The organism is Pseudomonas sp. G11 (genome assembly GCF_029457515.1).
Classification (GTDB): Bacteria; Pseudomonadota; Gammaproteobacteria; order Pseudomonadales; family Pseudomonadaceae; genus Aquipseudomonas; species Aquipseudomonas gorinensis.
In genome coordinates this window covers 2612927-2635492 of sequence record NZ_CP120377.1, presented here as the reverse complement: position 1 = coordinate 2635492, position 22566 = coordinate 2612927, and the positions used below count along the sequence as shown (strand labels likewise).

Genomic DNA, 22566 nt, shown 5'->3' with positions numbered 1-22566 from the left:
GAACTCTGTAGCGCAATATTTGGAGCGGGAAACGAGACTCGAACTCGCGACCCCGACCTTGGCAAGGTCGTGCTCTACCAACTGAGCTATTCCCGCGTCTTGGTGATGCGCATTCTATAGAATCCTCACCACCCGTCAACCCCTTGATTCAAAAAAGTTTTATTTCTTTTCAACGGTGGTACGCAGATGCGGCCAGGCAGCGCGTAAATACTGGAGCATGGACCACAACGTCAGGCCAGCGGCGATCAGGAGCAAGGCATAGCCCAGCAGCACCCAGAAGGTGAAATCCGACGGGTTGGCCAGCAGGATCACCAGTGCAAGCATCTGCGCGGCGGTTTTCCATTTACCCATGTTCGAAACAGCCACATGGGCACGGGCACCAATTTCGGCCATCCATTCGCGCAGGGCCGAGACAACGATCTCGCGCCCGATGATTACGGCAGCCGGCAAGGTCAACCACAGGTTACCGTGCTCCTGCACCAGAAGGACCAAGGCCACGGCGACCATCAATTTGTCGGCCACCGGGTCGAGGAATGCGCCGAACGGCGTGCTCTGTTCCAGGCGGCGAGCCAGGTAGCCATCAAGCCAGTCGGTTGCGGCAGCAAAAGCAAATACCGAACTGGAGGCCATATAGCTCCACTCGTACGGCAAATAGAACAACAGAATGAAAATCGGAATAAGGAGAACGCGTAGAACGGTGATCAGATTAGGGATATTCATCGGCACAACTGGCTACGAGGTGAGAAGGCATTCTATTCGCTGTGCAGATTGGCATAAATCAACTCAGCGAGCTTTTTACTGATACCGGGAGCTTTGGCAATTTCGTCAATGCTGGCACGGGATAGCTCCTGCAAGCCACCAAAATGTTTAAGCAGATCGCGTCGGCGTGTCGGGCCAACCCCGGCAACCCCTTCCAGCGTTGAAGTTCGCCGGGTTTTACCGCGACGGGCGCGATGGCCGGTAATGGCGAAACGATGCGCCTCGTCGCGGATCTGTTGGATCAGGTGCAGCGCGGGGGAGTCGCCCTTCAAGGTGAACTCATGGGCGGCATCATTCAAGTACAACGTCTCGAAACCAGCCTTGCGCGTGGTCCCCTTGGCCACGCCGAGCAGGATCAGGTCAGGCACCGCCAGTTCGTTAAGCACGTCACGGGCCATGGACAACTGGCCCTTGCCGCCATCGACCAGCAGGATATCGGGCAGTTTGCCCTCCCCGTCCTTCAACTTGCTGAAGCGGCGCGTGAGGGCCTGGTGCATCGCGGCGTAGTCGTCGCCAGCGGTGACGCCTTCGATGTTATAGCGCCGATAATCGGACTTGATCGGCCCCTCCGGCCCGAATACCACGCACGAGGCCACCGTCGCCTCGCCGCTGGAGTGGCTGATGTCATAGCACTCCAGGCGCTGGGGTGGCTCGTCCAGGTTGAGGACTTCGGCCAGGGCCTCGAAGCGTGCGGCCACGTGCTGTCGATTGGCCAGACGCGCCCCCAGGGCCTGCTCGGCATTGGTCACGGCCAGTTGCTGCCAGCGGGCACGGGTGCCGCGCACGCGGTGGCTGATGTCCAGCTCGCGACCACGCAGTTCGTGGATCGCCTCGATCAATGTGGGGAAATCTTCATGCACCACGTTGACGATCAATTCGGACGGCAAGTCGCGCTCGGGGCTGCTGACGTAGTACTGGCCAAGGAAGGCGGCCATGACTTCGGCCACCTCCTCGTCGATACCGGTCTGCGGGAAGAAGTTCTTGCTGCCCAGCACCCGCCCGCCACGCACGCTGATCAGGTGCACACAGGCGCCGCCCGGGTTGACGAAAGCCGCGACCACGTCGACGTCGCCGGTGCCGCCCTCCATGCTTTGCTGGTCCTGCACACGGCGCAACAGGGAGATCTGGTCACGCAGCTCGGCAGCGCGCTCGAAATCCAGGGTGCTGGCTGCCTGCTCCATGGCACCGGACAGTTCATCGGTCAGGGCATTGCTGCGACCTTCGAGGAACATCACCGAGTGACGTACATCTTCGGCGTACTCCGCCGGCTCCACCAGACCCACACAGGGCGCCTTGCAGCGTTTGATCTGGTATTGCAGGCACGGCCGCGTACGGTTCTTGTAGAAGCTGTCTTCGCACTGGCGCACGAAAAAGGTCTTCTGCAGCAGGCTCAGGCTTTCGCGGATGGCGCCGGCGCTGGGGTAAGGGCCGAAGTACTTGCCCTTCTGCTTCTTCGCGCCACGATGAATGCTCAAGCGTGGGAAGTTACCGTCGGATAAAAACACGTAGGGGTAGGATTTATCGTCGCGCAGCAGGATGTTGTAAGGCGGCCGCCACTCCTTGATCAGCGTCTGTTCCAGCAGCAGCGCTTCGGTTTCATTGGCCGTGATGGTCGTCTCGACCTGGGCGATGCGCGCCACCAGGGCGGCCGTCTTGGGCGCCAGGCCGCTCTTGCGAAAGTAGCTCGCCAGGCGGTTTTTCAGGTTCTTGGCTTTGCCGACATAGAGCAGGCGTGCCTCGCTGTCGAACATGCGGTACACGCCGGGGCGACCACTGCAGGTTGAGAGGAAGGCACTTGGATCAAACGGTGTGGTCATGTCAGGCGCTGGCGTCCACCATGCCGTGGCGGACCGCGAGCAGGGTCAATTCAACATCACTGCTGATGGCGAGCTTCTCGAAAATCCGATAGCGGTAGGTATTGACGGTCTTGGGCGACAAGCACAGCTTGTCGGAGATTGTCTGTACTTTCTGGCAACCGACAATCATCAAGGCGATCTGGATTTCCCGCTCGGACAGCGCATCGAATGGCGAGTCGCTGGTGGGCTGGAAAGATTTGATGGCCAACTGCTGGGCAATCTGTGGGCTGATATAACGCTGGCCTGCAAACACCAGGCGAATGGCTTGCACCATCTCTGCCAGGCCCGCACCCTTGGTCAGGTAACCCGCCGCCCCTGCCTGCAAGAGGCGGGTCGGAAACGGGTCTTCCTCACATACGGTCACCACTACGACCTTGATGTCCGGGTGACTGCGCAACAACTTGGTGGTGGCGCCAAGACCGCCAATCCCAGGCATCTTCACGTCCATCAACACCACATCGGGCTTCAATTCCCGGGCCTTGATCAGGGATTCCTCCCCCGATTCAGCCTGGCCGACTACTTGCAGGCCATCGATGTCAGCCAGCATTCGTGTAATGCCTGTACGAACGAGATCATGGTCATCGACTACTAGCACCCTAATCAAGCAGACACCTCGCGATATGGTCTTATAGGTTGCCGTGCACCTTAGGGAAACTCTGAAAAAGACTTCCAAATCTGGTGAGATACGGCTGTCCCACGAACTGAACGGTTGAGCCCCGATGAAGCAAATGTCTTTCGCTGATGCCGAGTACGCAGGCAAACGTAAGCAGACCCGCCGTGAGCGTTTCCTGATTGAGATGGATCAGGTCGTGCCCTGGAAAGGCCTGATTGCGTTGATCGAGCCGCATTATCCGAAGGGTGAAGGCGGTCGTCCGGCGTATCCGTTGATGGCCATGCTGCGGGTTCATCTGATGCAAAACTGGTTCGGCTACAGCGATCCGGCGATGGAAGAGTCCCTCTACGAAACCACGATTCTGCGCCAGTTTGCCGGGCTGCATTTGGATCGGATTCCGGATGAAACCACGATCCTCAACTTCCGCCGGCTGTTGGAAAAACATGAGCTGGCCGGTGGGATTTTGCAGGTCATCAACGGCTATTTGGGCGACCGAGGTTTGCTGCTGCGTCAGGGAACTGTGGTCGATGCGACGATCATTCATGCGCCCAGTTCGACCAAGAACAAGGACGGTAAACGCGACCCCGAAATGCACCAGACAAAGAAAGGAAATCAGTACTATTTCGGGATGAAATCGCACATCGGTGTCGATGTTGAATCCGGTCTGGTACATAGCGTGGTGGGCACGGCGGCGAATGTGGCGGACGTGACTCAGGTCGATCAGTTGCTGCATGGCGAGGAAACTTACGTCTCTGGCGATGCCGGTTACACCGGCGTGGAGAAGCGTGCGGAGCATCAACATCGCCAGATGATCTGGTCGATCGCAGCGCGCCCCAGCAGCTATAAGAAGCATGCAAAAAAGAGCCTGATCGGTCGCATGCGCCGCAAAATCGAATACGCGAAAGCTCAAGTCCGGGCCAAGGTTGAGCATCCATTCAGGGTGATCAAGCGCCAGTTTGGTTATACGAAAGTCCGCTTCCGAGGCTTGGTGAAAAACACCGCGCAGCAGACCACACTGTTTGCCTTATCGAACCTGTGGATGATGCGAAAACGACTGTTGAATGCAGGCGAGGTGCGCCTGTGATGTGGACAATGAGCCCTGAAAAGGTGCTATTCCGCAAAAAACAGTGAACTGACAGGAGGAAAGGTCTGATTTTCGATTAAGTCGGTGTTTTTTGAACCTCAGACAGCGAGGCCGTTAAAAACGGCTGCTTACTTCAGACCTTCCTTAGCAAAAAACCAAGGCACAGACCTAGTTGCAAGTGTCATATATATAGAGTTTAAACGCGCTGCAACTGTTCCTCGGGTGAGGAACAGCGTTGTTTCCTGGGTAAAAGGTCAGGAATCCTAGGGCAGCGGCTTGAGTTTATCGTTCACTATCGATGAAAGCTCGGCCAAGGTTGAGGTCAGGCGCCGGATCGCATCCTGGTCCTCCTTGAACATTGCCCGGTAGTTGCCCAGGACTGTTTCTTCGAGATGACTCAGGTTGTCCAGTTGTGTCGGCGTAGGAGTCCCGGTCAACACGTACAGGATGTCCACACCTCTCGCTGCCACGCGCGACAAGTAATCCGCTTTCGGTGCGCGCCCTCCGTTTTCATACTTGCCTTGGGGCGTTGGCCTCTACGCCTCCTATCTCACCAAAAACTTTTTGCGACAGGCCAAGCCGCTCTCTTTCTTGCCTTAAACGCGAACCGATTCCACTCATTTGGATGTATGATCCTAAATTGGCACACCCCAAGAGGTGATACGTTCATCCCTTGGTTAAACAAATTTGAACGGTTTTGAACTATGCCCGGAATCCGCACCGCTGCACAAGCCAAGGCTTGGCTTGAACACCAAGGTAAATCAGTTCAAGCATTCGCCCGGGAACACGGCGTGGACCCGGCAACCACGTATCAAGTGCTCGCTGGGCGCAAAAAGGGACGGCGTGGAGAAGCCCACAAGGTGGCGGTCCTGTTGGGCATGAAAGAAGGGATTATCCTGGATGAACCTGAAGTCCAGCACAGCGATAGAGAAGTAGTTTCCTGAAGCCAGTATGCGCTAATTCAAGTGCAGTGCCTGTTTTAGTCGAGAGTCTGACAAAGACGCTCCATTTGCCAGAAGCACTCTTCATCCCGGACGACATTCAATCCGTGCCGGAGATAAAGCAACCTGGCAGGATTGGTCTTGAACACCGTCAGACGCAGCAGCCTCAAACCCAATGCGCGAGTCTTGAGGACCATCTGCTCCAACACCCAACTGCCCGCGCCTTGCCCGCGAAACGCCTCGACCAGGTGTAACTCGCGGATGAACAGCGCCTCATCGTCCCGGCTCAGGCTGATAAAACCTATCACGGCATCGTCGCGACAGATCAACCAGCTTTCTCGTCCCGCCCAGGCTGTATCGAAGCCTTCATTGGACCAGATGAAACCGAATTGCTCGTAGTAACGATTCATCGCTTCACGGGTGAGCGTACGTGCAAACAGCCGGTCCTGATCCGTCGCCGCGCGTAAGTGGAATGTCATACCGTCACGCCCTCCCTTTTCAGATCGCCACCTGCCGTCCGGTCCAGCGCCCAGCCTCGCGACGCGCAATGACCAGTGCTTCGCCAGTGCCGGACGCCGCAGCAACCAGGCCATCGGCAGCCCAGATGGCACTTTGCCCGGCAGAGGTCCAGCCGCCCGTTGGGCCCCCATGGTTGGCCATCACTACCAGCATACGGTGCTCAGCCGCGTACCCCTGCAACAGAGTGGTATCGGCAGCATAGCCAGCCTCGCTGATCAACACGCCGGCGGCATACACGTTTGCTCCCGATTGCGCGGCATTGCGCGGATGACTTGAGTGGGAGAAATCTGCACACACCGCCAGCGCAATCCGATCGTCTCCCCACGCCAACGCTGCACCGCCCTGTCCCGCAATGAATGCCACCTCTTCGCCGGGATGCAGATGCTGCTTGGTGTAGACCCCCAAGGAGCCATCCGCCCCCAGCACCAGGGCACCGATCAACACGCCCGTGCCTGGAGCCAATCGGATCGGCATGCCCACCACCGCCGTCAACCGCAGCTCTCGCGCCATTTCCCGCAGGGGCGCCAGCCGTGCGTCTTCAGGCGCTATGGCCAATTCATCCGCCAGGGACGGTTCATACCCGGTCAATGACAGCTCTGGGAACACCAGCAATTGCACGCCATGGCCGGCTGCCGCCCGCATGAACGCCAGGTGCCGCTGAAGATTGGCCGGCACATCGCCCGCGATGGAAGTTGTTTGGGCTGCTGCAAGGGTCAAGGCAGTCATGGTCGCGTCCCCGCAATCATTATCGAAGTGCGACCAGCATATCGGCACTCCCCCCATAGTCGTAAGTACCTCCACGTAATAGAAATTACTGATTGAATCCAACCGCAAGCCTCTAGTAAGCTCCCCCCATCATTTGGAGACATACCATGTTGCAACTCACCCAAACCCAGGTTTGCCCTGCTTCCAGCGCCCCGCGCTCGGTCGTGGCTACCCGCGTTAACGGTTTGAGCGCACTGGTCAGCTTTTATTTTGGGTATTGGTTTAGCCACTGGCGCGCCTGATACCTGAAATCGGCGCCCACTACTCAAGGGGTCGCCTACCAGAGAAATCTAACCCCCGGTCGGCTCCCCGACCGGGGGTTTTGTTTTTTCAGGCCGCCACTTTTTTTGATTGATCAAGAACACTTAAAGGAATCACGTCATGAACTACGCCACTTATTACCGCTACGACACTTCCACTGCATGGCGATTTAGCAAGCTCCGCTCGGGACAGCCTGCCGCCTCCGATCGGTCACCTATTGGTGGCAAGCCAACTCACGTAGCCAATACGGCCAATTGTCGAACACCCCAGTAGGGCCAAGCGTGCGGGAACAGCCCGCCGCTTGCCCAGGAAGCCTTGAATATGAACTCCTCCGTCGCCGCTCTGCCCCTCTCTGCCCTGAACAGCGCCTTGACCAGCGCCAATGAAGCCCTGACCCAGCGCTTGCCCAGCGCGCTTGAGCTCAAGCACCAGTTGCCCCTCAGCCCGTTCCTCGACCAGCAGATCCACGCCCATCGCCAAGCCGTGCGTGCCATCCTCAATGGCGACGACTCTCGCTTGCTGGTGATTGTCGGCCCCTGCTCGATCCACGACCCGAAATCGGCCATGGAATACGCGCGCAACCTGAAGAGGCTGGCCCTGGATGTCAGCGACCAGATGCTGCTGGTGATCCGCGCCTACGTCGAAAAACCGCGCACCACTATCGGCTGGAAAGGCCTGGCCTACGATCCCCACCTGGATGGCAGCGACGACATGGCCGCTGGCCTGACCCTGTCCCGCGAGCTGATGCGCGAAATGCTGCGCCTGGGCCTGCCGGTTGCCACCGAGCTGCTGCAACCCATGGCCGCCGGCTACTTCGACGACCTGCTCAGTTGGGTCGCCATTGGCGCGCGCACCACCGAATCGCAGATCCACCGCGAAATGGCCAGCGGCCTGGGCCTGCCCGTGGGCTTCAAGAACGGTACCGACGGCGGCGTCGCGATTGCCTGTGACGCGATGCGCTCGGCCTCCCACCCGCATCGACACTTCGGCGTCGACAGCCAGGGCCACCCGGCGATCATCCAGACCTCGGGCAACCCCGACACCCATCTGGTGCTGCGCGGCGGTCACCGTGGGCCGAATTACGACGCGCAGAGTGTGGCCCAGGTGAAACTCGACCTGGCCAAGGCCAAGGTGGCCGCGCGGATCATGGTCGATTGCAGCCATGCCAACAGCGGCAAAGACCCGCTGCGTCAGCCGGCGGTGTTCAATGACGTGCTGGAGCAACGCCTGCAAGGGGATACCGCGCTGATCGGCATGATGCTGGAAAGTCATCTGTTCGAAGGCTGCCAGCCGTTGAGCACATCGATGAACTATGGCGTGTCGGTGACCGATGGTTGCCTGGGGTGGGATAGCACCGAGCAGTTGCTGCGCAATGCGGCAGAGCGTTTGCGGGAACACCGCGCAGCCCACTGACGGGCATCTGGGAGGGGACAGGCCCCCTCCCCCATCGGAGGGATGTTCGGTTCAGGACAGGGGGTGCAGCGCTTCGTCGAACTGCTCAAGTTTCGGGAACACCAGGGGCTGCTCATCCGCCAGCCCTTGCAGCCGCTGCTCGTACCCCATCAGAAAATCCTGCCGCGCTTGCGTGCTGATATACGGCACATGCCATGCCACAAACGGCGCCAGCACCTCAAACCCCACATACGCCAGCGTCCCGCGCAGAATCGGGCGCAACATCTCCTCCAACGGACCATGAATCGCCCCCTCGCCGAACATATGCTCGCGCCCACCCAAGGTTACCGTGACCAGTGCCCGCTTGCCCGCCAGCCCACCCTGATCGTAAAAGCGCTTACCGCCGTAACACACCCCCGACACCAGCACCCGGTCGATCCACCCCTTGAGCATCGCCGGTGCCGAGAACCAGAAGATCGGAAAATTAAGGATCAACAGATCGGCCCACAGCAACTTATCCAGCTCACCCTGGATATCCGCCGCTATCGACTGCTTTTTCACCCCCAGGCGCTGCTCCAGGGCGTACACCAGGTAGTCGGGATTCTCTCGGGTGGAAAAATCCGACGCCGATGCCACCGGGTTCCAGTTCATGGCATACAAATCGCTGACCTGCACCGCATGCCCCAGTCCTTGCAGCGTGGCGATGGCCTGGTCGCGCAGCGCGGCGGTAAACGACTGCGGCTCCGGATGGGCATGCACAATCAAAACTTTCATGTCAGTTCCTCAAGCAATAGGCGCCGCCCGTTGGGCCAGTCAAACCGCTCGGCCACAACGCTGGGTGTAAGGATGTCCCGTAGGTGCATGGCTTGAGTCATGTGGTGTTCGCCCATGGTCTTGCTCCTCTGACGGTCAACAGGCACAGGCATGTTTCAGCTCGATCAAGGTCACGCCATTGCGCTTGAAGCCATTGCGCAAGTCCGTTTGCAGTTCATCCAGGTTCTGTGGCTGGTTCACCGTGCAGCCGAATGCCTGGCCGAGCAGCGCGAAATTCGGATTGCGCGGCAGCACGCCGATAGGTTCGATCTCCAGGCTCAGCATGTCGTCGCGGATCTGGCCAAGGGCGTCGTTGTTCCACAGCAGTACCACCAGCGGGCTGTCCAGTTCCTCGACGGCGGTCGCCAGTTCCTGGGCGGTGTAGAGAAAACCGCCGTCGCCCACCAGCACCAACCCCGGGCGTTGCGGCGCGGCGAACTTGGCACCGATGCCCGCCGGCAGGCCATAGCCCAGCGTGCCGTAGCCAGTGGGGTGCAGCCAGCTGCGCGGCGCGCGGCTTTGGAAGGCATAGTTGCCGGTATAGGCCAGTTGGGTCATGTCGCTGCTGATGAAGGCGTTGACGGGCAACTCGGCGTGGATACGCTCGAAAATGGCCTGGTGGATCGACTGCAATGGACCGTGCCCCCGCGCTATTGCCTGCCGCAACGTCGCGACGTGTGATGCCGCCGCGTCAGCGTCGCGCGGTGCAGACGGCAGGCGTTCCAGCAAGGCTCGTAAGGTCTGCTCGGCGTCGCCGTTAAGCGCCACCGCACAGGGGTAGACATCATTGAATTTGCGCGGGTCGATATCCACCCGCAGCAGCTCGCCCTTGAGCGGCAAACGCTCGCACCAATAATCGGTGTCGGCCATCTCGGTGCCGACTGCCAGCACCACATCCGCCTCGCTGATCAGTTGCCAGCCCGGCGCCACGCAAAGGGTCGCACCGGCATTCAACGGGTCATCGATCGGCAACAGGCCTTTACCCGCGACACTGGTGAAAAACGGTGCCGCCAGCACTGTGCTCAAGCGCCGCAACACCGCACCGGCCGCCAGCGCGCCACCGCCGGCAATGATCATCGGGCGCCTGGCCGCCGAGAGTTTCGCCGCCGCCTGATCCAGGCAGTGCGCCGCAGGCAGGCCGCGCCCGGGACGCCGCACCACCTCATGGCTCCAGTCCCTTTGAATGGGCGCCGCCAACACATCCAGTGGTACCGAGATATGCACCGGCCGTGGCCGCTCACTGTCGAACACCGCATAGGCACGGGCGATCAATTCGGGCAAGTCCTCGGCATTCAAGGCCACCGCTGAAAACGCAGTGATCGGCGCAGTGATCGCCCGCTGGTCCTGGGTCTCATGCAAGCTGCCCCAGCCCTTGCCCAGGCTGGCGGTGTGGTTGACGCTGGAAATCACCAGCATCGGGATCGAGTCCGCGTAAGCCTGGCCGATGGCCGTTGCCGCATTGGTCACGCCGGGCCCGGTGATCACAAAGCACACCCCCGGCTTGCCGCTGACCCGCGCATAACCGTCGGCCATAAAGCCTGCACCCTGTTCGTGGCGAGCCAACACGTGGCGAATGCCGCTGCCAGGCAACCCGCGATACAGCTCCAGGGTGTGCACGCCGGGAATGCCGAACACCGTGTCGACCGCATAGTGGGCCAGCAATCGCACCAGGGCTTGGCCGCCGGTCATCGTTTTATCGTGCATGCTCATCTCCTAAACGAATCAACGCATCGACCGCCGTGGCGCCCTGGGCATTGACCAGTAATGGGTTTACATCCAGTTCCAGCAATTGCCCGGCGTTGGCGCATGCGTAGTCGGCCACTGCACGGATGGCTGCGACCAACGCGTCCATATCCGCCACCTCGCGCCCGCGAAAGCCTTGCAGCAAGACAGCGCTGCGCAAGCTGAGCACAGCATGGCGGATCGCATCATCCGTGGTGGGCAGCAGCAGGCTGCGGCTGTCTTTGAGCAATTCCACCAGGACGCCCCCGGCGCCAATCACCAGGGCCAGGCCGAAGTCATTCTCGCGCTTGATGCCGACGATCAACTCGGCCAACGGCGGCGGCGCCATGGATTCCAGCAACAATTGATCGAAGACCACACCCGGTGCGTACGCGGCAATGTGCGTGCGCATCTGCTCAAGCGCAGTCGCCAGGGCCTCGCCGTTTTGCAGGTTCAGCGCCACGGCCCCGGCTTCGGTTTTATGCGGTAACTGAGCGCTGACCGCTTTGAGCACCAGCGGGTAGCCCAACAGGCTCGCATCGGCCAGTGCCCGCCCCGGTGTACTCAACACCGCGGCCGGGGTGTTCAAGCCGAAAACCCGCAAGGCTTGCTTGGACACCCACTCATCCAGCGCCAGGCCCTGGCCTTGCAAAGGGAGGGGGCACAGCGGAGCGAGGCGGGATTCGCCTCGCGCCAGCAAGATGCGTCGCTGATGTTGATACCCAGCGATCCGTCCCCAGGCTGCGAGTGCGTCCTCCACACCTTGCAACGCAGCAATGCCTTGGGCATGCAAACGCTCACGGGCATGGGGCGGCAGCAATTCGGGAAAAGCCGAAGTGACGAAACCGGTCTTGCCGTGCCGACTGAGCGCATTGCAGAACAGCTCGAGCAACAGGTCGCATTCCTGGCGCTCACCGGTGAATTCAGCCGGGTAGTCCAGTACCAGCATCGCAGCATCGGCGTCGGTACGCAGGACCGTGTCGAGCATGCTGTTGAGTGCCGTGCTGTCGCCCCAGATGGCAGTGGTGAAGTCCAATGGGTTGACCAGGTTGGCGTAGCTGGGCAACACCTGCGCCAGCTCACCGCGCTGGTTTTCATCCAGTTTGGGCAAGGCCAGGCGGTTGCGCTCGGCATAGTCTGCGATCAGCCCGGCATCGCCCCCGGAACAGGCCAGCGCAATCAGGCGATGGCCGCCCGGTAGATTGCCGCACGCTGCCGCCTTCAACGTCTCGACAAAACTCACCGGGCCACTGACCCGGATCACGCCCAGCCGCGCAAACAGGCTGTCGTACAACACATCGGAGCCGGACAACGAACTGGTATGACTCAACGCCAGCTCGGCACCGATCTGCGACACGCCGGTTTTCAACGCGATAATCGGAATACCCTTCTCCAGCGCCTTATGCGCGGCGCGGGCAAACCCCGGCACATTCTTCAAACCTTCCAGGTGCAGGCCGATGGCAGTAACGCGTGGTTCATCGAGCAACACATCCATCAGTTCGGCAACGCCCAGCTGCGCCTGGTTACCCACCGAAGCCATATAGGCCACCGGTAACGAGCGATCGCTCATCGACAGGTTATAGGCGAAGTTGCCGCTCTGGGTCAGCACCGCCACGCCCTTCTCGACGGCCTTGCCGCCATGGGCCACCGGCCACAGCGCCGAGCGGTGCAGGTAGTCGAGCAGGCCGTAGCAGTTGGGCCCCAGCAAGGCCATCTGCCCCGCCGCCGCCAGCAACTGCTGCTGTAACGCCGCGCCACTGGCACCGGTTTCGGCAAAGCCAGAGGCATAGCAGATGGCGCCGCCCGTGCCGATAGCCGCCAGCTCGGCGACGCAGGTCAACGTCAGCTCACGGTGGGTGGCGATAAATACCGCGTCCGGGCCGCACGGCAGGTCGGCGACGCGGCGCACACAGGGAATACCCTCGAGGTGGTCATGCTGCGGATTGACCAGCCACATCGGCCCGGTAAAGCCACCCTCGGCACAACGCTTGAGGGCACGCGCCATGCTGCGCCCGCCGACGAACGCCAGGTGCCGGGGCGCCAGCAGGCGCTTGAGATTGTCGCGAATAGCCTGGGACATGAGCGTTCTCCGCGCCGATCAACGCAACAGGGGCCGCAACAGTTCGCGGGCGATGATATGGCGCTGGATTTCCGAAGTGCCTTCCCAGATCCGTTCGATCCGCGCGTTGCGCCAGATACGCTCCACCGGGCCTTCGTCCATCAGGCCCATGCCACCGAAAATCTGCACAGCTTCGTCAGCGACCTTACCCAGGGTTTCGCTGGCAAACAGCTTGGCCATGCCGGCCTCGCCGTCGGTCATGCTGCCCTGATCCATCTTCCAGGCGGTGTGCAGGGTCAGCAATTCGGCGGCGCGAATCTGTGTGGCCATGTCGGCCAACTTGAAACTCACCCCCTGATAGGTGCCGATGGGCTGGCCAAACTGTTTGCGGTCCGCCGCCCATTGCAGGGATACATCCAGCGCGCGCTGGGCCTGGCCGACGCAATTGGCGGCGACCATTACGCGGCCGGCGGTGAGCCAGGCGTTGGCCACGTCCCAGCCTTTGCCCACGTCGCCAAGCACCTTGGAGGCCGGGACCCGGCAGTCGTCGAAGAACATTTCATAGGTGTGGTAACCACGGTTGCTCACGCACTTGGGGCCCCGGCGGATGGTCATGCCTGGGGTACCCCGGTCCACCAGGAACGAAGTCACCGCATTGCGCTGGCGACCGTTGTGTTCATAAGTGTCGGTGACGGCAAACACAATGGCGAAGTCGGCATGGCCGGCATGGCTGATGAAGTGCTTGCTGCCATTGATCACGAAGTCATCGCCACTGCGCACGGCGCGGGTCTTGATGGCGTTGGCATCCGAGCCGGCACCCGGTTCGGTCAGGGCAAAGCAGTCGATTTTCTTGCCTTGCACGCATGGCAACAGGTAGTCGCCAATCTGCGCGCCGGTGCAAGCCATCAGGATCTTGGACGGGCGCGCGACAAACACATGCAGCGCCCACGAGACCTTGGACAACTCCCGCTCGATCAACGCCTGGGACAGGTAATCCAGGCCACCGCCCCCCACCTCTTCCGGCATGTTGAACGCGTAGAAACCCGCGGCGATGGCGGTGTCGCGAATCTGCGCGGCGAGTTCCGGGGGAACCGCGTCGGCACGGTCTACCGCCTCCTCGTGAGGCAATAATTCCCTGGCAACAAAACTGCGTACCGCGTCCACCAACATGTCTTGTTCTTGGCTGAGTTGGAAATTCATGGCGCTACCTGTTCGGGGTCTTGTTATTGGCCGCAGAAATTCGCCGGGCGTTTTTCCAGGGAGGCGCGCAAGGCTTCGGCACCATCGACACTGCGCCCACACAACAGGCCTGCCGCGCGTTCTGCCTGGAGTTGCTCGGGCAGGCTGCGGTGGGCGCCCTCACGGATCAACGTCTTGGTCAGGGCGAAGGCGAGGGTCGGGCCGTTGGCCAGACGCGTCGCCAGATCGAGGGTGCGGGCGTGCAGTTGATCGTCAGCGACCACTTCGCCCACCAGCCCTGCCGCCAGGGCGCGCTCGGCGCTCCACAGCTCGTCGAGGAACAGCAGCCGCTTGGCTTGTTCGCTGCCAATCAGGCGCGGCAAGTGCCAGCTGGCACCGGCGTCCGGGGAGTAGGCCATGCTGGTGTAGCCAGCCTTGAAGCGCGCCGCTTGGCCGGCGATGCGCAGGTCGCAACACAGGGTCAGGTCCATGCCGGCGCCGACGGCGGTGCCGTTGATCGCGGCAATCGTAGGTTTGTCGAGGGTGTACAGGCGGGTCATCAGGGCGTGAGCGGTTTCGGTCCAACCGTAGGTTTCCAGGGCGCCACGAGCATCTGCCTCGGCCCATTCGGCGAGGTCGGCGCCGGCGCAGAAGCTGCGACCGCTGCCGGTCAATACCACCGCGCGCACAGCCGGGTCGCGGTTGAAGCCGTCGAGCAAGGCCTGCAGGTATTTGAGCGTGGGGATATCCAATGCATTGCGCTGGGGACCCCGATTAAGGGTGATCCAGGCAATGCCGGCTTGCACTTGGGTGAGCACGGGCGCATCGGCAGTCATGGCTTCCTCGAATTATTTTAATTGGCTTGAGGGGTGCGACATGGGGCGATACTAAACGAGTGTTCAGCAAGGTTGCAATTGGCAGGCTGTAAAATTTTCCAAAGGCCAATACCGACCCGGACATTGCATCCAGGCGGCGCGAAAACTCAGGGTTTGAGCAGGTAGCGCTGGCGACCGGCGCCTTGCAGGCCGTCGACCCAGGCTTCACAGATCTGGATGCCCTGCTCCGGCGTGAAGGTGCCGGGGTTGAGCCCCGACTCCAGCCACAGCCCGTCAAGCAAGGCACTCAGGCCGATGGCCGCAAGGTCGGCGTCGAACGGCTCCCACCCCTCCTCCCGGGCCATGTCGGCCAGGGCTGAACGCATGATGGTGCGGTACTCGGCATAGGAATGTTCGTGGGCCAGGTTGATGGCCGGCGCAGTCTTGACCGCGCCCCAGAACACCAGCCAGGCGTCGAGCAATTGCGGGTCGAGCAGCTCGGCGGAAAACGAGCCACGGAACAACGCCGACAACCGCTCACGGGGGCTGGACGGGGCCTTGGCCATGGTCTCGCGCAGCAGGTCCATGACCTGGCCGGTGACGGTGCGGTAGGCCTCGGCCACCAACTCATCCTTGCCGGAGTAGTGATGGCTGATCAGCCCCACCGATACCCCGGCCTCGGCGCTGATCTTGCGGATCGAAGCGCCCTGGAAACCGTCGCGCTTGAGACAGGTGAGCGTGGCCTGGACCAGATGGGCCTTGCGCAACTCCGGGTCCATCCGGGAGAAACGGGTTTCCTGGGTCATGGGGGTATCCTTCGGTTGAGTCGGCCGCACGACTCTACATCAGTCGCGGTAGCCCGGCGACAGCCGATCCAGCGTGCGCAGCAACGCCGCCCACGCTTGTCGCCCAGGGCCACGGCTCACGCCCTTGCCCACCCATCAACCGGAAATGCTGCATTCGTGACTTGCAGTCAAGACTCCTTTTCGGATTCAACGGTTTTTCCGAAGGAACGACGGGCGGATACTCGGCGCCATTGTTTACCCCCTTCAGGAGTCACTGATGTCTATCCCCACGCACACCGTACCCGCCTTCGGCCTCGGCACCTTCCGCCTGCAAGGCCAGGTGGTGATCGACTCGGTCAGCACCGGCCTTGAACTGGGCTATCGCGCCATCGACACCGCGCAAATCTACGAAAACGAAGCCGACGTCGGCCAGGCGATCGCCAACAGCGGCATCCCCCGTGAAGAGCTGTTCCTCACCAGCAAGATCTGGATCGCCAATTTCGCCGAAGGCCAGTTGATCCCGAGCCTCCAGGAGAGCCTGCGCAAGCTCAAGACCGATTATCTGGACCTGACATTGATCCACTGGCCATCGCCGGAAGACCAGGTACCCGTCGCCGAATTCATGGGCCAGTTGCTGGAAGCCAAGCGCCTGGGCCTGACGCGCCAGATCGGGATTTCCAACTTCACCATCGACTTGATGAAGCAGGCCATCGCGGCGGTCGGCGCCGACAACATCGCCACCAATCAAATTGAACTGCACCCCTACCTGCAAAACCGCAAGGTGGTGGCGTTCGCGACAGCCCAGGGTATCCCGCTCACCTCCTACATGACCCTGGCCTACGGCGAGGTGCTGAAAGACCCGGTGATCCAGCAGATCGCCGAACGCCACCATGCGACCCCGGCGCAAGTAACCCTGGCGTGGGCCATGCAAAGCGGCTATGCAGTGATCCCATCGTCGACCAAGCGCGCCAATCTGGAGAGCAACCTCAAGGCCCTGGAGCTGACCTTGAGCGATGCCGACATGGCACAGATTGCTGGGCTGGAGCGCGGCCATCGCCTGACCAGCCCCAAGGGCATCGCACCGAAGTGGGACTAGACCCCAGCCACCGGCACGCGGGACAACTCCCGCAGCCACGGCAATACCCGAAGGCCCGTAGTGGCCTCGGGTGGATCAATGATGTCCATGAAATGTTCAAGGTTGATGGGGTCCGGCACGCCGGGCAGGCGAACCAGCACCGCCGGTGTGGCGCCGGTCGGTTGGCCCAGGTCCTGGTGGTCGTAGACCAGCACATGGCGTACCTGGGGTTGCGGCTCGCTGGCATGGGCCGCCAGCCCCGCATTGATGATCAGCACATCAAAGGGCTCGGCCGGAATGGCGGTGAGAATCTTGACTTCTTCGAAGGTCTGCACCGGAACGATCCGGTGGTACCCCAGCTGATTGAGCATTTTTTCGATGTATAGGCGTTGCAGGTGCTGTTCATCGGCAATCAGGATAGTCAGTGCTTTATTCGGCATGGCGAACCCCTGGGAGGCAGTCAGTGCTCGTCAGTGAGCGCCGCCCATTTTCCAGACATATCCCGAAGACAAAATCAGGCATATTCCCTCTTCACGTAGGATTTCTCCCAAACCCACCGAGTGGCACTCAACCCCAGTCAAGGCTGATTGCAATAACGGCTCAGATGCTGATGCAAATCACCGATCGCTTCCCCGACCGCTTGCGTCGCCGCCTCCAGTGCAGTGTGATCGCGCTGCTCACACACCCTCTCCAGCGTCTCGCAGACCTCGATCAGCGCCTGTGCCTTGACCATCCGCGCGCCACCCTTGGCGCGGTGCGCAAAGTCGTGCAGCCCGGAAAAGTCAGCCTGGTGCTGCAGGGACGACAACCGTGCACGATCGGTTTCCAAACTCTCGAGTAACGGCATCAATAGCTCTTTCAGGGCGGCGTGATCATCGCCCGTCAAGGCGATCAGCGCGCTCAGATCAAACAGGGGTTCAGCCTCCGGCGGGGAAAAGCTGGCGCTGCGCACGGCCAACGCCGCGCGTAAATCTTCCAGGCCGGTGGGCTTGAACAGGCATCCGTCCATGCCCGCCTGGCGACAACGCTCGACCTCCTCAGGCTGGGCATTGGCGGTAAACCCCAGCAGCAGGCACGGCACCAACCCACGCTCACGCTCTTGCGCACGAATATCCCGCGCCAATGTGTAACCGTCCTTCAGGGGCATATTGCAATCGGTGATCACTCCGTCGAAGTGACCGGTCTGCCACAGCGCAAGCCCCTGTACACCGTCTTCCGCCGTGGTAATGCGATGCCCGAGGAAACTCAATTGCCGAGTCAGCAGCACGCGATTGGCCGGGTAGTCATCCACCACCAGGATGCTCAAGGCACACGCCGGCGGCAGATGCGCGGCGGGTGCCAACCCCGGGGCCGGCATGGCGTCGGTGGTGACCAGCGGCAGGCTCACATCCCCCCGTGTGCCCTGCCCCAGCACGCTGGTCAAGTGCAATTGCCCCCCCATCATTTCGCACAAGTTACGGCTGATCACCAACCCCAGGCCAGACCCGCTGCGCGCCGATTGCTCAGTGTTGCTACCTTGGATAAACGGGTTGAACAAGCGCTGCTGGTCTTCGGCACTGATACCGATACCGGTGTCCTGCACCCAGAGTTTGAGGGTCAGCTGCTCACCCGCTAACAGCCCTTGAGCGCCGAGCTGCACCTGGCCTTGGGCGGTGAACTTGATGGCATTGCTCAACAGGTTCGACACCACCTGCTTGAAGCGCAGCGGGTCGATCAGCACCGGGCGATCGAGCGCCGGATCGAGCTCCACTTTCAACGCCAGGCCCTTGGCTCGCGCCAGCCCTTCGAACACCCGCGCCACCGACGCCAGCAACTCATGCAGGTTGGCCGGCGCCTGGTCCAGGGACAGATGGCCGGACTCGATGCGGGCAATATCGAGAATGTCGCCAATCAACTCCAACATGCCGCGCGACGCCACCGACGCCACCTCCAGCGCATCACGGTCGGCCCGGCCCTGCTCAGCGTTTTTCAGAGCCAGCTCGATCATGCCGATCACTGCGTTCATCGGCGTGCGGATCTCATGGCTCATCGTTGCCAGGAAGGTGGTCTTGGCGCGGTTGGCGGCGTCGGCTTCGTCCTTGGCTTCCTGCAACTGGCCGAGCAGGCGCTGGCGTTCGCTCACGTCCACCCAGCCGGCGATCATGCCCACCACATGGTCGTCGCCATCACGATACGGCAACATCCATTGATAAATGGTCAGGACCTCACCACTGGGCACCCGGAGTATGCGGTCATGAATCTGCGGCTCGCCCCGCGCCATCAGCCGCAGGTAATCGTCATGATAGGACTGGGCTTGCGGCCGGTTACCCGTATCGGTTTCCACCACGGTCTTGCCGATCACGTCTTCCAGCTTGAAGCCGAATACCTCGAGGTAGGCGTTATTGCAGGCCATCAACCGCCCCTGGCGATCGCGCACATAAATCGGATGGGGCGTACCGTCGATCAATACACTCATAAAGCGCATCTGGTCGCTCAACGCCCGTTCGGCCTGGACCCGCTTGCGAATCAGATTGCGCAGGTACATGGCCCAGCCCAGGGTGACCAGCAACAACAATGCGGCCAGCCCGAACCCCTGGATGATTGCATTGCGATGGCGCAGCCAATAGCTGTCTTCGATGATCACTTCACTGCGCCAATGGTTGGTCAGTTCGTCCATTTCCTCGGGCGTGATGCTCAACAACGCCTTGTCGAGGATCGAGTACAGCTCCAACTGGCTACGGTTCACGCCAAAGGTGATGCGTGCCGGTTCGGCGCCGACCGTGCTGGTCACCCGCAGGCGGTCGCGGTAATAGCGCGCGATCATGTAGCGCGCGCTGATCAATGACAGCACGGTCGCGTCGGCGGCGCCGCTGGCCACCATCGCCATGGCTTGTTCAGGGTTCTCGGTGTCGACGAACTCGACGCGCGGGAAGTCGCGGGCAATACGCTCGCCCAGCGTATTGCCTCCGATAAAGGCCAGGCGTTTTCCAGCCATGTCCTCCAGGGTGAGCGGGCTTTTTCCATCAAGACGGCTGACCAGCACATAGGGATTGGTCAGGTAAGGTCGGGTAAAACGGACCTTTTCGGCGCGCTCATTGCTGGGGGTGATCACCGCGATCATATCCACGTCGCCCATGCTGGCCGCGTCGATCTGGCGAGGCAGCGAACTGCCTTTCACCACATCGAATTTCAAGCCGGTGCGCAGGCTGATCCGCGACAGCACTTCGGCGCTCAACCCCTCGAATTCGCCCTTGGCATTGAAAAACGACAGGGGCAGGAACTTGTCGAGCACCGCGACTTTCACTCGGGGATGTTTCTCCAGCCAGCGTTGCTCACCCCGGCTCAGGCGCAGCCGGTCGGCCTCCAGGAAACCACTGCTGCCCGCACTCCAGCGGCGCAGGATCTCCAGTTGCGTGTTGACGGGGATGGTCGCCAGTGCCGCATTGAGGATGCGCAGCAATCGATCATCGCCCCTGGCCACGGCAAACGCGAACGGGTTGACCTCCAGGGCGGAAAAATCCGCCATGCGCACATTGTTGAGGTGGTTCTTGCTGATCAGATACCGGGTGCTGATGGCATCGCCCAGGTACACATCCGCTTGCTCGAAGGCTACGGCGCCAATGGCTTCGAAGGTCGAGGCAAACAGCTGCAGGTGGGCCCGAGGGTAAAACGCCTGCACGGCGGCGGGCTGCATGTAGTGATAGAGCATGGCCACGCGCTTGCCGGCCAGGTCGGCACTCAGGGCCTGGCTGTCCCCGGTACGCGTGACCAGGGTCGGCTGATCATTGGCATAGGAGCGCGACAGCACCAGTTGCGGGTCTGCGGCCTCGTAACCATTGGCCGAACCGAGGAAATCCACCTGGCCTTGCTTAAGGGCTTCGATCACCTCATCGCGCGTGTCATAGCGCCGTACCTCGACGGTGATATTCAGCGCCTGGGCCACCAGCGCCGCATAATCGGCGGTAATCCCCTCAAGCTCGTCATTATTGTTGCTCAGGTCGAACGGCGCGTAGTCCGGCGCGGAGACGCCCATCAACACGCTGCGCCGCTCGCGCAGCCAGCGCCAATCGGCTTCGTCCAGCTCAACGCCGGGGTTTTCAAGGTGGGAGTGGCCCAGCAGCCGCAACGGGTGCGCTTCATCCAGGGCCACCGCGAACAGGGGCAACAGGGCCGCCAACAGAATGGCCGCGAGTCGGGCAAACGCGGAGGCGATCATTTCAAATCAGATGATTGCGCTGGGCAAATTTGGACAGGTGCACCACCGATGACATACGCAGTTTCTCCTTGAGACGCGTCTTGTAGGTGCTTATGGTCTTGTGGCTCAGCAGCATGTCTTCGGCGATTTCCTTGTTGCCCAGGCCCAGGGCCAGTTTCTGCAACACCGTCAACTCACGATCCGAGAGCGCCTCCACCATGGCTTGCTCGGTAGATTGCAAATCATCGCGCCGTACCGAACTGGTGGGCAAGCTGGGGAAGCAGCTGTAGTTGGACATCACCGCCTTGATAGCCTTCTGCAGTTCGTCCAGCTCGCCGGTCTTGGCGACAAACCCCATGGCCCCGGCGCGCATGCAGCGGGTGGAAAAAAACACCGCCAGGTAGGAGGTCAGCACAAGGATCTTGCACGGCAGGCCAAGCGCCTTGATCCGAGCGATCACCTCCAGCCCGCCCAGCTTCGGCATTGCCAGGTCGAGGATCACCAGATCCGGGCGCCCTTCCCTGGCCTTCTGCACAGCATCTGCACCGTTGCCCGCCTCATCGATCTCAGTAAAGCCTTCCTGCTTCAACAGATACCGGACCGTGGCCCGGATAAACGGATGATCATCGACAATTAACGCTTTACTCATATAACTCCCCTGGGAGGACAAAGTACGCTGACACATCACACGGGACTCGGGTACCTGTGAGAAATGACAGTTCCGACAAGCGGTACTGCCTTTCCCCTAAGGACGCCAGCCAGGCAGTGCCTGGTCCCTTCAATTGAAAAACACCTTGACCCTATAAAGCCGTACCTTTGCCGCCGGCCAGCCGCAAGCGCGCAACCTTAGCAATGAGGTGGCGTATTATTTGAAGGGATACTCCTGACTGAATGTAGGACTTTTCCTCACAAAAAAGCATAGCCCCGTGGGCCTGGCTATGCCTGGCGGGGGGTCAGTCAGTGGTACTCGGGCTCCAGAAGGCCTGTACCACCAGCGTCGAGGTGGAAATGCGCGCAACCAGGGCATCCAGCTCGTCGCCGTCTACCGAGGTGGCCACCAGCGTGGCCTCGATTTCCACTTCGTCGCTGCCGAACGGCCGGACGTCGACGTCGCTGGCCGGGTAGTTGCAGCGCGCCAATTCGGCCTCCAGCAAAACCATGACCGCCTGCTGCTGGCTACGCCGCGCAATGACATAGAGGATGTTGGTCACCTCCGCCGACACCACGTCCAACGGCTGGCGGTTGATGTTGTTCACGATCGGGCGCAGCAACGTGTTGGCCGCCAGTACAAACAGCGTCCCCAGCAGCGCTTCGAGGATCAGGTCGGCGCCGGCACATGCCCCCACCGCCGCCGAGGCCCAAAGCGTGGCGGCGGTGTTGAGCCCGCGCACATTGCCTTCTTCGCGCATGATCACGCCGGCACCCAGAAAGCCGATACCCGATACCACATACGCGACCACTCGCACCGCGCCCTCCGCGCCCTCCGCGCCGCCCAGGCGGTTGGCCATGTCGACAAATATCGCTGCGCCCACCGCCACCAGCACATTGGTGCGTAAACCCGCCGTACGCTGGCGATATTGGCGCTCGAAGCCGATCAGCCCACCGAGGATAAACGCGGCGGTGAGGCTGACCAGGGTATCGATCAAGGAATTGAGGTTGATGTTGTTGATTGCCTGCATAAAAAACTCCATGAATGCCTGAGCAAATTGAAACCACCGTTGCTCCCGGTGGAGGCCCGTCAGCCGTCCCCCACA

At 61.2% G+C, this 22566-nt stretch carries 19 protein-coding genes, 1 tRNA gene and 1 pseudogene; 4 read left to right on the top strand and 17 right to left on the bottom strand.

Annotated elements, in window-relative coordinates:
• Nucleotides 1-20: 20 nt before the first annotated feature.
• From P2T68_RS12205 to uvrY, 4 genes are all read right to left on the bottom strand, one after another.
• Nucleotides 21-96 (bottom strand) — tRNA-Gly (locus P2T68_RS12205).
• Between the two features lie 63 nt (nucleotides 97-159).
• The gene (gene pgsA / locus P2T68_RS12200; RefSeq protein WP_012723427.1) at nucleotides 160-720 is read right to left on the bottom strand and encodes a CDP-diacylglycerol--glycerol-3-phosphate 3-phosphatidyltransferase; all 561 of its coding nucleotides are present in this window, start codon (nucleotides 718-720) and stop codon (nucleotides 160-162) included.
• Between the two features lie 32 nt (nucleotides 721-752).
• Nucleotides 753-2576, bottom strand: a complete 1824-nt coding sequence (uvrC, locus tag P2T68_RS12195) for an excinuclease ABC subunit UvrC (protein WP_024074542.1) — start codon at nucleotides 2574-2576, stop codon at nucleotides 753-755.
• 1 nt (nucleotide 2577) lies between these two features.
• Nucleotides 2578-3219: a UvrY/SirA/GacA family response regulator transcription factor gene (uvrY, locus tag P2T68_RS12190; RefSeq protein WP_003190387.1), complete on the bottom strand. Its 642-nt coding sequence runs from the start codon at nucleotides 3217-3219 to the stop codon at nucleotides 2578-2580.
• Between the two features lie 115 nt (nucleotides 3220-3334).
• On the opposite strand from uvrY, the gene P2T68_RS12185 reads away from it, so the two are divergent.
• Nucleotides 3335-4312, top strand: a complete 978-nt coding sequence (locus P2T68_RS12185; RefSeq protein ID WP_033902000.1) for an IS5 family transposase — start codon at nucleotides 3335-3337, stop codon at nucleotides 4310-4312.
• Nucleotides 4313-4575: 263 nt separating this feature from the next.
• Here the strand turns inward: P2T68_RS12185 and P2T68_RS12180 are convergent.
• Nucleotides 4576-4933 (bottom strand): annotated as a pseudogene (locus P2T68_RS12180) (helix-turn-helix transcriptional regulator).
• Nucleotides 4934-5016: 83 nt separating this feature from the next.
• Here P2T68_RS12180 and P2T68_RS12175 point away from each other — a divergent pair.
• Entirely contained in the window at nucleotides 5017-5256 is a 240-nt protein-coding gene (locus P2T68_RS12175) for a DNA-binding protein (protein ID WP_024074540.1), read from the top strand.
• A 35-nt stretch (nucleotides 5257-5291) separates the two neighbouring features.
• Here P2T68_RS12175 and P2T68_RS12170 read toward each other — a convergent pair whose 3' ends face one another.
• Nucleotides 5292-5732: a GNAT family N-acetyltransferase gene (locus tag P2T68_RS12170; protein ID WP_193690419.1), complete on the bottom strand. Its 441-nt coding sequence runs from the start codon at nucleotides 5730-5732 to the stop codon at nucleotides 5292-5294.
• A gap of 19 nt (nucleotides 5733-5751) precedes the next feature.
• Entirely contained in the window at nucleotides 5752-6498 is a 747-nt protein-coding gene (locus tag P2T68_RS12165) for a carbon-nitrogen hydrolase family protein (RefSeq protein ID WP_193690418.1), read from the bottom strand.
• 621 nt (nucleotides 6499-7119) lie between these two features.
• Here P2T68_RS12165 and P2T68_RS12160 point away from each other — a divergent pair.
• On the top strand, nucleotides 7120-8211 hold the full coding sequence (locus P2T68_RS12160; RefSeq protein ID WP_024074537.1) for a 3-deoxy-7-phosphoheptulonate synthase: 1092 nt from the start codon (nucleotides 7120-7122) through the stop codon (nucleotides 8209-8211).
• Between the two features lie 51 nt (nucleotides 8212-8262).
• Here the strand turns inward: P2T68_RS12160 and P2T68_RS12155 are convergent, their stop codons facing one another.
• The 6 genes from P2T68_RS12155 to P2T68_RS12130 all read right to left on the bottom strand — a co-directional run bounded on the left by P2T68_RS12155 (nucleotide 8263) and on the right by P2T68_RS12130 (nucleotide 15584).
• Nucleotides 8263-8964 carry an NAD(P)H-dependent oxidoreductase gene (locus tag P2T68_RS12155; protein WP_277379390.1) on the bottom strand — a complete coding sequence of 234 codons (702 nt, stop codon included), beginning with the start codon at nucleotides 8962-8964 and terminating at the stop codon, nucleotides 8263-8265.
• A 135-nt stretch (nucleotides 8965-9099) separates the two neighbouring features.
• Nucleotides 9100-10707, bottom strand: a complete 1608-nt coding sequence (locus P2T68_RS12150; protein ID WP_168233131.1) for a 5-guanidino-2-oxopentanoate decarboxylase — start codon at nucleotides 10705-10707, stop codon at nucleotides 9100-9102.
• Entirely contained in the window at nucleotides 10697-12805 is a 2109-nt protein-coding gene (locus P2T68_RS12145) for an acetate--CoA ligase family protein (protein WP_277379389.1), read from the bottom strand. Before P2T68_RS12145 ends, P2T68_RS12150 begins: the two co-directional genes overlap by 11 nt.
• Before the next feature lie 18 nt (nucleotides 12806-12823).
• Entirely contained in the window at nucleotides 12824-13984 is a 1161-nt protein-coding gene (locus P2T68_RS12140) for an acyl-CoA dehydrogenase family protein (RefSeq protein WP_069076231.1), read from the bottom strand.
• Nucleotides 13985-14007: 23 nt separating this feature from the next.
• Nucleotides 14008-14799 (bottom strand): enoyl-CoA hydratase/isomerase family protein, encoded by a 792-nt coding sequence (locus P2T68_RS12135; RefSeq protein ID WP_277379387.1) that lies wholly within the window; start codon nucleotides 14797-14799, stop codon nucleotides 14008-14010.
• 146 nt (nucleotides 14800-14945) lie between these two features.
• On the bottom strand, nucleotides 14946-15584 hold the full coding sequence (locus tag P2T68_RS12130; RefSeq protein ID WP_024074530.1) for a TetR family transcriptional regulator C-terminal domain-containing protein: 639 nt from the start codon (nucleotides 15582-15584) through the stop codon (nucleotides 14946-14948).
• A 256-nt stretch (nucleotides 15585-15840) separates the two neighbouring features.
• Here P2T68_RS12130 and dkgB point away from each other — a divergent pair, with 256 nt between their 5' ends.
• A complete protein-coding gene (gene dkgB / locus P2T68_RS12125; RefSeq protein ID WP_024074529.1) occupies nucleotides 15841-16659 on the top strand; it encodes a 2,5-didehydrogluconate reductase DkgB in 819 nt (272 codons plus the stop codon).
• On the opposite strand, the gene P2T68_RS12120 is transcribed toward dkgB, so the two are convergent.
• From P2T68_RS12120 to P2T68_RS12105, 4 genes are all read right to left on the bottom strand, one after another.
• Nucleotides 16656-17078, bottom strand: coding sequence for a hypothetical protein (locus tag P2T68_RS12120; protein WP_024074528.1), 423 nt, complete (start codon nucleotides 17076-17078; stop codon nucleotides 16656-16658). The genes dkgB and P2T68_RS12120 overlap by 4 nt on opposite strands.
• Nucleotides 17079-17215: 137 nt before the next feature.
• The gene (locus P2T68_RS12115; RefSeq protein ID WP_277379386.1) at nucleotides 17216-20833 is read right to left on the bottom strand and encodes a transporter substrate-binding domain-containing protein; all 3618 of its coding nucleotides are present in this window, start codon (nucleotides 20831-20833) and stop codon (nucleotides 17216-17218) included.
• Between the two features lies 1 nt (nucleotide 20834).
• Entirely contained in the window at nucleotides 20835-21461 is a 627-nt protein-coding gene (locus tag P2T68_RS12110) for a response regulator transcription factor (RefSeq protein ID WP_024074526.1), read from the bottom strand.
• Between the two features lie 304 nt (nucleotides 21462-21765).
• On the bottom strand, nucleotides 21766-22491 hold the full coding sequence (locus P2T68_RS12105) for an MgtC/SapB family protein (protein WP_277379385.1): 726 nt from the start codon (nucleotides 22489-22491) through the stop codon (nucleotides 21766-21768).
• Nucleotides 22492-22566 lie beyond the last annotated feature (75 nt).